Origin of the sequence: Candidatus Cybelea sp. (assembly GCA_036489315.1) — a bacterium.
In the GTDB taxonomy this organism is placed as follows: domain Bacteria; phylum Vulcanimicrobiota; class Vulcanimicrobiia; order Vulcanimicrobiales; family Vulcanimicrobiaceae; genus Cybelea.
This window is the reverse complement of record DASXFZ010000021.1, coordinates 94,710-105,240: the sequence shown is the minus strand read 5'-3', so window position 1 is coordinate 105,240 and position 10,531 is coordinate 94,710. Positions and strand designations below refer to the sequence as shown.

Below are 10,531 nucleotides of genomic sequence, written 5' to 3'. Positions count from 1 at the left end.
CGACCAGGTGCGCCGCGACCCCCAGCGGGCCGTGGCCGGCGCCGCCGCCGCCATGCGGAATTGTAAAGGTCTTGTGCGTGTTGAGGTGCATGAGGTCGAAGCCCATATCGCCCGGCCGCGTGTAACCCATGATCGCGTTTGCGTTCGCGCCGTCGTAGTACATCAGGCCGCCGGCTTCGTGCACCGCGGCGGTGATCTGCGCGATCTCGTCTTCGAAGAGCCCGAGCGTATTGGGATTGGTCATCATGCAGACCGCGGTATCGGGGCCGAGGACCGCCCGAATCTCGCTGACGCCGACGCGGCCGCGCTCGTTGCTCGGCAGCGAGATCACCTTGAAGCCGCACATCGCCGCGGACGCCGGATTCGTACCGTGCGCCGTGTCGGGCACGATCACTTTGTCGCGCTGCGCTTCGCCGCGTTCCTTGAAGTACTTCTTCGCGATCAGCAGCGCGCCGAGCTCCGCGTGCGCGCCCGCCGACGGATTGAGCGAGAACGCCGCCATCCCGAAGAGTGAGCTGAGCGACCGTTCGAGCTCGTACATGATCTGCAGCGCGCCCTGTGCGAGCGCATCGGGAACGAACGGGTGCAGCTGCGCGAACTCGCGTTTGGCGACGATGGCATCGTTCACGCGCGGGTTGTACTTCATCGTGCACGAGCCGAGCGGATAGAAACCCAGATCGATGCCGAACGTGCGGTGCGAGAGCCGCGTGTAGTGGCGCACGACGTCGAGCTCGCTGTTGTCGGGCAACGGCAGATTCTCGCGCACGACGGATTTCGGCAGAAAGGCGTCGAGCGCTTTGCCTTCCTCGAGATAGCGGTTCGCGCGCCCCTCTTGGCCGAGCTCGAAGATCAGCGGCTCGGTCTTGCTAGATGTGAGCGTGGACATTGATTGCTCCGTCGAGGGCCGCGGCGAGGGCGTTGATATCGGCGGTGGTCGTCAGCTCGGTCGCGGTCATCAGAATGCACGAGCCAAGCTCCGGATAGAAGCGCCCGAGATCGACCCCGCCGAGAATCCCCAGCTCTTGGAGCGATTCGAGCACTTCGCCGGCCGGCCGGCCGACGTCGGCGACGAACTCGTTGAAGAACGACGTAGCGTACTTGAGCGTCACGCCGTCGACGTTGGCGACGGCGCTGGCGAGTTCGCGCGAACGCGCCAGATTGAGCGCGGCGGCATCGCGCAGGCCGGTCTTCCCCATCAGCGCCAGGTAGATCGTCGCGATCAGCGCGCAGTGGGCCTGATTCGTGCAGATGTTCGAGGACGCGCGCTCGCGGCGAATGTGCTGTTCGCGCGCCTGCAGCGTCAACACGTAGGCCGTGCGGCCGGCGTTGTCGACCGTCTTGCCCACGAGCCGCCCGGGGATGCGGCGCATGTGCTCTTTGGACGAGGCGATGAAGCCCGCGTATGGGCCGCCGTAGGCCTGCGCGACGCCGAAGCTCTGCGCTTCACCGGCCACGATCTGCGCGCCCCACGAAGCCGGCGGCTCGAGTGCGGCGAGTGAGAGCGCCTCGGCGACGACGGCGATCGGCACGGTGCCGTTGCTCGCCACCGCTTCCTGCGCGCCCGGCGTCAGCGTATCGACGCAGCCGAAGAAGTTCGGCGACTGCAGCGCGAGTGCGGCGTACTCTTTGCCGCCGACGGCAGTCTCAAGCGCGCCGAGATCGGTAACGCCATCTTCGGTAACGGCGATCTCATCGACGGCGACGTCGAGCCCTTCGCAATACGTTCGCAGCACCGCGCGGTAGTTCGGATGGATGGCTCGCGAGACGAGAATTCTTTGGCGCCCCGTCGCACCCAGCGCCATGATCGCTGCTTCGGCTAGCGCGGTGGCGCCGTCGTAGACCGAGGCATTGGCCAGCTCCATCCCGGTGAGCAGGCAGATGTAGGTCTGCCACTCGTAGATCGCCTGCAGATAGCCTTGCGAAACTTCGGCCTGATAGGGTGTGTAGGCGGTGAGAAACTCGCCGCGCATCGCCAGCGCCGCGATCGCCGGAGGAGCGTAATGGTTGTAGGAGCCGGCTCCGAGAAACGAGCGGTAACCGACGCCGGCGTTCTTCTCGGCGAAGCGGTCGAAGCGGCGTTGAATTTGATACTCGGGAAGCGCCGGAACGACCTCGAGTTTGGCTTTGAGTGCGATCTCGTCGGGAACGCGCAGCAGTGCGTCGAGCGACTCGGCGCCGACCGCTGCGAGCATCTCGTCGATGTCGCGTTGCGTGTGGGGTGCGTACATTCGAGTACGATGGTTGCGTCGCGAGGCCGTAGGGTCCTCCGTAAAGAAAGCGAGCGGCGTGGCGCGGCTCGGTATCGCACTGGTGGCGGCAGGCGTGTTGCTGCGGGCGGCGCTCTATTTTCCGCTCGCGCTCTTTCAGATCGATTCCGACGGCACGCTGGCGGGGCTCTGCGCGTTCCGCGTGGCAGCGGAAGCCTATCCGCTCTTCTTTCCCGGCTGCACGCGGCTGAGTGCCGCGAGCTGTTATGTCGCGGCAGGCTACTTCCACCTGTTGGGCGACGGCCGCGTCGGGTTGGCGCTCACCGGCCTGACCTGGGGTGCGCTCTACGTCGTCTTTTCCTGGCTCTTCCTGCGTGCATTGCTCGGCGACCGGCTCGGATGCGTCGCAATGATCTTTGTCGTCGTGCCGCCCGAGCAGTTCATGACGGTCACATACGTGCCATGGGCTTACGGTGAGATCATGGCGTCGTGCGCGGCGACGCTTTGGCTCGCGACGCTGTGGCGGCAAGAAGGGCGCGTCTGGCAGCGCGTCGCGTTTGGATTGAGCGCCGGCTTCGGCATTTGGATATCGCTGCAGACCCTGATGGTCTTGCTGCCGGCCTTCATTTGGATTGCCTGGCGGCGGCGTACGGCGACCGTACGCGAAGCTCTTGTCGCCGGGATCGGCTTTGTCGTCGGTGCGCTGCCGTTCATCATCGGCAATGCGGCAAACGGCGCGGCATCGGTGACGCACAACTGGGCATCGCAAGCAGCGCCAAATGGGGCGGTGGTCGTCGACAACGTCGTCTGGTTCGTGGTGACGCAAGTTCCCAAACTGCTCTTCCACGAACCGGCCGGCTGGTGGTCGCTTTCGACGCCGCTGATCCTCGGATATGCGATCGTCACGGCCGGCTTCATCATCGCGCGCAATCGCGACGGGAAATATGCGGAGGCGTGGCAACTAATCTGGCTCGTGTTCGCAGGAGTCTTCCTGCTGTATGTTACCTCGCAAGCGGGCTCGATGCGCGGCTGGACTGTGCGTTATATCGCGCCGCTCTATCTGATCGTTCCGATTGTGTGCGCGATGGGGGCTCAGACGTTGTGGAGTTTCCGGAAGTGGTTGGCGGTCGGGGCAGTCGTGCTCGTGACGCTGCCGAACCTTTGGCTCTACAGCCTGCCGGGAACGACAACGCGCGCCGAGCTCACGCAGGGGCTCAAGGACGACGAGCATTTACGCGCACTGCTCGCACGACGCGGCATCCGAATGATCTACGGCGACTATTTCTGGGTCTACCACATCAACTTCGATAGCCGCGAGCGCATCGCCGGGATTCCGTCTTGGGCGGGGGGCGATTATTTCCATTACGACCAGCAGCTCGGCAACGCGGAGGTTCGCTGGGCACTGCTCGGCGGCCGCGACGAAGTGCAAAACTGGGCGCGGGCCGTCGGCGCTCGGGGAACGCTAACCCCCGACGGCGGCCTTTGGGCGTTCGTCGCCGATCGGCCGGCGCGTGCCGACACGACGATCGCATCGCTCCGCCGCCTGTTCCACTAGGCGACTGATCTTGTTCGCGCCCTGAGCACATCGAACGTGTCACCCTGACCCTGTCGAAGCATCCGTGCCGACGACGAAATCTTCGCCCACCTCGGGATGAACCCGAATGCCATGATCGATGGATCGGGCCAGCAGTATATCGTGTTCGACGTTATCGACGACGCGGCGCATTCTTCACCGGAATTAGCGCCTGCCGGCCGCGGTGCGGCCGCTATTCGGCCGCGAGCAGCTCGTATTCGGTGGGGCTGAGGAGGTTGGCGGTTTCGCCGTTGTCGCGCAGGCGCACTTTGATCAGCCAGCCGGCGCCGTACGGCTCGCGGTTCACGGCGGCGGGATCGTCGTCGAGCGTACCGTTGATCTCGATGACTTCGCCGGAGATCGGGGTGAAGAGATCCGAGACGGCTTTGACCGACTCGACGACGCCGACGTTGCCGAACTGCTCGATCGTGGCGCCGACTTTCGGCAGCTCGACGAAGACGATATCGCCAAGCGAGCCTTGCGCGTAATCGGTGATGCCGATCGTCGCGGTGTCGCCGTCAAGGCGAACCCATTCGTGTTCCTTACTGTAGAGCAGATCCTCGGGCTGCGCCACGTTCTCTCCTTCTCGTTATTTGGGACGTTTATAAAAGGGCAACGGCACGACGGTTGCGTTGTGCAACGCGCCGCGAATTTCGACGCCAAGCGTCGTATTCGGGTGTGCGGAATCCCGCTCGACGAGCGCGGTCGCGATGTTCTTGTTCTCGACCGATGGCCCGATCGAACCGCTGCGAATCTCGCCGACCCGACGGCCATGATGCATTACGGGGTAGCCTTCGCGCGCCGGCGCGCGTCCGTGCATTACCAGGCCGACAATTCTCGGATAGTCGTCGCGGTCGATCTGCGCTTGCAGGGCTTCTTTTCCGATGAAATTTTCCTTGTTGAACTTGATCGCCCAGAGCTGGCCGGCTTGGACGGGCGTGATCTCTTCGGTGAGCTCGTGGCCGTAGAGCGGCATGCCGGCTTCGAGCCGCAGCACGTCGCGCGCGCCGAGGCCGCAGGGTTCGAGCCCCTCGCCCGCGTGCGCTTCCAGCAGCACTTGCCAGAGCTGCGAAGCGGAATCTCCGGCGACGAAGAGTTCGAAGCCGTCTTCACCGGTGTACCCGGTTCGCGCGATGACCGCCGGCACGCCGTTGACGGTACCGCGCGCGCTGAAGTAGTACCTCATCGCTGCGAGGCCGACATCGGGGACGTGCGGCTGCAGCATCTGCACGGAGAGCGGCCCTTGAATCGCGATCAGCGCGTCTTTACCATGCCGATTCTCCAGCGACACGCCGTATTCGGGAGCAAAGGCGTTGACGTGCTCCCACATTTTATCGGCGTTCGAGGCATTGACGACCAGCAGCCAGCGATCGTCGAGAGAATAAAAGATCGTGTCGTCGCGGGCGCCGCCGGCGTCGTTGCAAAAAATGTTGTAGCGCGCTTGCCAATCCTTCATCGTCACGACCGAGTTGATGGTCAGCGTATCGGCCCATTGCGCGACCGCACCGCCGGTGAGCCAGAACTGCCCCATGTGGGAAAGGTCGAAGAGGCCCGCGCGATGACGCACCGCGTCGTGCTCTTTGAGGATGCTCGTGTACTGGACCGGCATCTCGAAACCGCCGAACGGCACGAGCCGCGCGCCCGCGCGGGCGTGATCGTCGTAAAGAGCGGTTCGCTTTAACTCGTCGGTGGCCACGGCACCCCGTTTTCACGACAGCCCACGGTAAAAGCCTGCCGGGCAGGGGCCGGGTCAGGAGCGGTGCTTGTTTACGGTCGCGTAGGCGATGCGCTTCGCCTCTCCCTCGGACTTCCCGCGCTCTTCTTCCGATTCCACGATGTGCTGCGCCTGGCGGTCTTCCTTGGCGTTAAAGCGATGCTTCTCGGGGCTCTGCTTATTGACGGTTGCGTAGCCGATGCCCTCAGCCTCTTCCGGCGAGTGGCCGCGCGCCTCTTCGCTTTCCTTGATGTGCTCGACCTGACGATGCTCTTTTTCGCTGTAGCGATGCTTTTGTGGCATGCCCTGTTCGTACCCATCCTTCGACAGGCTCAGGATGACATTTCCTTCGACAAGCTCGCCCTTCGACAGCCCTTCGACTCGCTCAGGGTGACAACACGTTAGGCGGGGGGCGTGAAGTGGCCCGACTTCGCCGGCTTCTCCTTGGGGTAGCTGTTGAGGAAATCGAGCGTGGCGTGCGCGACGATCTCCGTGCCGCTGCGGACGTAGACCTCGCCGTAGACGATGCGCCGGCCGCCGCGCAGCACGCGCGCCTCGGCGACGAGATCGTGGGGCGGACCGGCCGGAGCGAGGAAGTTGCACTGCAGGGCGATCGTCGTCGTATCCTGCTCGCGGCCGTAGATCGAAGCGAGCGCAACATAGAAGACGGTGTCGCAGAGGCTGACGATCGCGCCCCCATGCACGGCGCCCGTGCCGTTGGTGATCTCGGGGCGGTACGGCATGCGCATCACGGCCTTGCCGTGCTCGACGCGTTCGAGCTTCAGATCGAGGAGTGCAACGAAGTTGCTCTTCTCCTTCTCCCAGGCATGGGGTGCGTGTGAGAAATCGATGCTCATTTCGTCGCCTTTCTTCGAGCTAAAAAGTATCCCCGCCGGATGCCAGCATCCGGCGCAGGTAGAGCGGCAGTGAAAAGAGCCGCCGGTGCGTTTGCGCGTCGTAGAAGAAGCTATCGCCGGCAAGCGCCGCGCAGTAGGTGTCGATGCGCGCAGCATCGAGCTGGGTGAGATCCACCCGATCGCTGCAGGCGAGAAAAGCCCAATCGGTATCGAACGCCGGCACGTGCGTGTAGAACGACGCGACGTACTTGTAGTGGCGTCGCAGCGTGCGCGACATCTTGCAGTGCAGCGCCGCGTTGTGCACGCCGGCCGTGCTCGCCTGCAATGCGTAGATGCCTCCTTCAAGCAAGCGCGATTTGATCAGCGCGAAGACCTCCTCGTTGAAGAGGGGATTGCTCGGCGAATCCTCGAGCGGCTCGGTGAGGTCGGAGAGGATCGCGCCGTAACGATCGCCGTGCTCGCGCATGTAAGCCAGCGCATCGCCGACGACGACGTGCGCGCGCGGATCGTCGAACGCACCGGCCGACCACTCCGGAAGAAATTCTTTGGAAAGCTCGATGACGCGGCCGTCGATGTCGACCATCGTACAGCGGGCGACCTCCGGGCAGCGCAGGACTTCGCGCAGCGTCGCGCCCTCGCCGCCGCCGAGGATCAGCACCTGCGAGCGATCGGCCGCGGCCGCCAGCGCGGGGTGGACGAGGCTCTCGTGATAGATGCGCTCGTCGACTTGGGAACTCTGTGTGTCGCCATCGATGACGAGCATCTTGCCGAAGACCGGCGAGCTCAGCACCGCGACCTGTTGAAACTCCGTGTGCCCCGAGAAGAACAGGTCATCGATCGCGTGACGATGCTGCTCGGTGGGCGCGAACTCTTCGACGTACCATTGCCAGTACTGCGTCTTGGGCATGCCCGCCCTAGATTGGCCGCCCAAAAGCAGAACCCCGCCGTTTCCGGCAGGGCTCTTTTCCGCTAACGAGATTCTGCTGCGCTATCGGTATCTTAAGCGTTCCAGCAGTTCACGCCGAAGTAGAGCGGCGTTTTCGGGGGAATCGCAAAGCCCTTCGGCACGGCGTACTGCGTGATCGTCACGGTGTTGCCTTTGGCGGTGAAGTCTCCCGGGAACGAGGACCAGATAAACTTTCCGCCCGCCTCCTCATTCAGCAGCGCGACGCCGCAGGTTTTGCCGGGAAGACCCTTGGAGTCGGTGACGATGTACTGCAGAACCGGCTTACCCCCACCGGTTATCGGCTTAATGATTTGGGTGCTGTGATTCACCGCTACTGCGTAGATGAAGGTTTTACCGCGAGCCAGATATTTCGGGAAGCTTTTGCCTTTCCAAGGCGTGATATCGCCGGTACCGGTGGCGTCGGCCAGCGTGATCGACGCCGTGCCTTTGGTGGTGTTGTGCCCGATCGTACCTTTGACGGTGATGCTTTCGTACGCCGCCAACGTGAAGGTCGCGCCGGTCGGCTTCAGCGTGATCTTCGGATCGCAGGAGCCTTTGAACAGCCACCAGTACTGCGGCGGACTTTTGGCGCAGGTCGTAATTTCGGGCTGAACGAGCGAATCGTTGAGCGCCGTGGGACTGAGCGCGCTTTGACCGAGCCCGCCCGCCGATGACGGCACGAGACCGTGGCTAGCGCATGCTGCTAGCGCCACGGTCGCCGCGATTGCGGCGATGCCGGCTCGAATCATATGTGAACGCATGAGAATCGTTTCTCCCTCACTGCTGAGAGCGGTAACCGTATTTTGTGCGTAAAGTAATTAGACGGCAGGCGCATTGCGCCTCCCAAATTACAACGCGATAAAAATGATTATTGTTACGCCGAAAGCGTTTCTGCGCTCGCGTTGCGATCGATGACGTGAGTAAACTCACCGTCGCTTTTTTCGATGCCGCGCTTGAGCTCGGTTGCCAGCACGCTCTTGGCAGCGAGGGTGCGAGCGGCGTAATCGCAAGCGAGCCAGGGGTCGGTATGCTCGCCACATGTATAAAAGTCCATCGCCGCGTAGCCCATTTCGGGCCAGGTGTGGATCGAAAGATGAGACTCGGCCAAAATGACCGTTCCAGAGACGCCCTGCGGCTCAAATCGGTGAAAGGCGCTCTCCATAATTGTAGCGCCGGCGGCCGTGGCGGCCGCGTTCATCATGGCGGCAATGCCGGTGATGTCGGAAAGTAATGCAGGATGACAGCCCGAGAGCTCGCACACGATGTGCCTGCCGAGTGCCTTCAATTTGTACAGGTCTCCTTGACCTTTGAGGAATCCCACCTCCGGACTTCGTCGGCTGGCGGCTGCGGTGCAACCGTTCCCCCGACCTATCGACGAGCTCTGCCGGCGCTTTTGTTCGGTGCGCGGGCGACTCGCCGCGATGGCGCGATGGGCGCGCCCTCCCTTTCAACCGTGGACCCCTAGCAGGTCTCGCCTTCGAGCCGGGCCGGGGACCTTGGTCCTACCCTAAAAAAGGACCGGCGCCAATCATACCCCCTACACCCCCCCGTGTAAAGGGCTTTTCCACGACGAATTCACAGGTATTTAACAGGTATTTAAAGGTAGCACTTCATTATCTTGACTATGTCCGTCCTGGGGGGTACGCTGAGATGGCCATGGCATTGAAGTTAGACGCTCCGGTGAAGCCGGCCCAGCTCATCGAGGATTACCGGCACGGGTTCCACGACACCGAAAACTACGTCTTTAAATCGGACAAGGGCCTGACCCGCGAAATCGTCGAGCGGATTAGCCGGATGAAGGACGAGCCCGCTTGGATGCTCGAGTTCCGGCTCAAAGCGTACGACCTCTTCCTCTCTAAGCCGATGCCGACGTGGGGCGACACCAAGCGCCTGAGCGAGATCGACTTCGCCGACATCCATTATTTCGTGAAGTCGACCGACCAGACGGAGCGCTCTTGGGACGACGTCCCGGAGGATATCAAGCGGACGTTCGATCGCTTGGGTATCCCCGAGGCCGAGCGCAAGTTCTTGTCCGGCGTCTCCGCCCAGTACGAGAGCGAGGTCGTCTATCACAACACGAGCAAGGCGCTCGACGAGCAAGGCGTGCTCTTCTGCGACATGGACACCGCCGTCAAAAAGTACCCCGATATCGTTCGGAAGTACTTCGCGACGGTGATTCCGCCCGGCGACAACAAGTTCGCCGCGCTGAATTCTGCGGTGTGGTCGGGAGGGTCGTTCATCTACGTGCCGCCGGGCGTCGAAGTGGCGATGCCTTTGCAGGCGTATTTCCGAATCAACGCCGAGAACATGGGCCAGTTCGAGCGCACGCTGATCATCGCCGACAAGGGCGCCAAGGTGCACTACATCGAGGGCTGCACCGCGCCGAAGTTTTCGACGTCTTCGCTGCACTCCGCGGTGGTCGAGCTGATCGCGATGGAGGGTGCGTCGATCCGCTACACGACGATTCAAAACTGGTATCGCAATATCTTCAATCTCGTCACCAAGCGCGCGATCGCGTACAAGGATGCCACCATCGAGTGGGTCGACGGCAACATCGGCTCGCGCCTGACGATGAAGTATCCCTCGATCTATCTGATGGGTGAGGGCGCGCGCGGCGAGATCCTGTCGATGGCGTTTGCCGGTGAGGGTCAGCACCAGGATGCGGGCGCGAAGGTTATCCACGCCGCTCCCCGGACGACGTCGGTAGTAACGAATAAATCGGTGAGCGCGCACGGTGGTAAAACGACCTATCGCGGGCTCGTCGAGGTGCATCCGGGCGCGGTCGGCGCGAAGACGCGCGTCCGCTGCGATGCATTGATCATGGATGAGGAGTCGTCGAGCGATACGAAGCCGACGATGAAGATTCACGAGCAGCGCTCGACCGTCGAGCACGAGGCGAGCGTCAGCAAAATCGGCGAAGAGCAGCTCTTCTACGCGATGTCTCGCGGTCTCTCAGAAGCCGATGCCACGGCGATGATCGTCAACGGCTTCTTCGACTTCTTCGTCAAGGAACTGCCGATGGAATATGCGGTCGAACTCAACCGCTTGGTGAAAATGGAGATGGAAGGCGCCGTAGGCTAGCGCGTTTCGCTCCCGCCCCATAACGCAAAGCGGCACTCTTACGAGGGCCGCTTTTGTTCGCTTCCCGGAAGAATATTGAGCACGGTCTCTTTCGCAACATTTTCTCAGCTTGCGCAGGGGAACGAGGGCTATGCTAGTCCACTCTCCCTGCTT

The 10,531-nt window shown here is 62.7% G+C and carries 11 protein-coding genes; 2 read left to right on the top strand and 9 right to left on the bottom strand.

The window, feature by feature from the left end; translation table 11 throughout:
* Together VGG51_05395 and gcvPA are read right to left on the bottom strand one after the other, a co-directional pair.
* Positions 1 to 886: aminotransferase class V-fold PLP-dependent enzyme (locus VGG51_05395; GenBank protein HEY1882458.1), on the bottom strand; the 886-nt coding region annotated here is incomplete at its 3' end.
* Entirely contained in the window at positions 867 to 2,228 is a 1,362-nt protein-coding gene (gcvPA, locus tag VGG51_05390) for an aminomethyl-transferring glycine dehydrogenase subunit GcvPA (protein ID HEY1882457.1), read from the bottom strand. The genes VGG51_05395 and gcvPA, both read right to left, overlap by 20 nt.
* 58 nt (positions 2,229 to 2,286) lie before the next feature.
* Between gcvPA and VGG51_05385 the strand changes: the two genes are divergently transcribed.
* The gene (locus VGG51_05385; GenBank protein ID HEY1882456.1) at positions 2,287 to 3,762 is read left to right on the top strand and encodes a hypothetical protein; all 1,476 of its coding nucleotides are present in this window, start codon (positions 2,287 to 2,289) and stop codon (positions 3,760 to 3,762) included.
* 211 nt (positions 3,763 to 3,973) lie between these two features.
* Here VGG51_05385 and gcvH read toward each other — a convergent pair whose 3' ends face one another.
* From gcvH to speD, 7 genes are all read right to left on the bottom strand, one after another.
* Entirely contained in the window at positions 3,974 to 4,354 is a 381-nt protein-coding gene (gene gcvH / locus VGG51_05380; protein HEY1882455.1) for a glycine cleavage system protein GcvH, read from the bottom strand.
* A 15-nt stretch (positions 4,355 to 4,369) separates the two neighbouring features.
* Positions 4,370 to 5,476, bottom strand: a complete 1,107-nt coding sequence (gene gcvT, locus VGG51_05375; protein ID HEY1882454.1) for a glycine cleavage system aminomethyltransferase GcvT — start codon at positions 5,474 to 5,476, stop codon at positions 4,370 to 4,372.
* A 54-nt stretch (positions 5,477 to 5,530) separates the two neighbouring features.
* Positions 5,531 to 5,797, bottom strand: coding sequence for a hypothetical protein (locus VGG51_05370; GenBank protein ID HEY1882453.1), 267 nt, complete (start codon positions 5,795 to 5,797; stop codon positions 5,531 to 5,533).
* Between the two features lie 98 nt (positions 5,798 to 5,895).
* Entirely contained in the window at positions 5,896 to 6,351 is a 456-nt protein-coding gene (locus VGG51_05365) for a PaaI family thioesterase (GenBank protein HEY1882452.1), read from the bottom strand.
* A gap of 19 nt (positions 6,352 to 6,370) precedes the next feature.
* A complete protein-coding gene (locus VGG51_05360) occupies positions 6,371 to 7,258 on the bottom strand; it encodes a hypothetical protein (protein ID HEY1882451.1) in 888 nt (295 codons plus the stop codon).
* A 92-nt stretch (positions 7,259 to 7,350) separates the two neighbouring features.
* Positions 7,351 to 8,058, bottom strand: coding sequence for a hypothetical protein (locus VGG51_05355; GenBank protein HEY1882450.1), 708 nt, complete (start codon positions 8,056 to 8,058; stop codon positions 7,351 to 7,353).
* 113 nt (positions 8,059 to 8,171) lie between these two features.
* The gene (speD, locus tag VGG51_05350) at positions 8,172 to 8,582 is read right to left on the bottom strand and encodes an adenosylmethionine decarboxylase (protein HEY1882449.1); all 411 of its coding nucleotides are present in this window, start codon (positions 8,580 to 8,582) and stop codon (positions 8,172 to 8,174) included.
* Positions 8,583 to 8,953: 371 nt separating this feature from the next.
* Here speD and sufB point away from each other — a divergent pair, with 371 nt between their 5' ends.
* Entirely contained in the window at positions 8,954 to 10,378 is a 1,425-nt protein-coding gene (sufB, locus tag VGG51_05345; GenBank protein HEY1882448.1) for a Fe-S cluster assembly protein SufB, read from the top strand.
* Positions 10,379 to 10,531 lie beyond the last annotated feature (153 nt).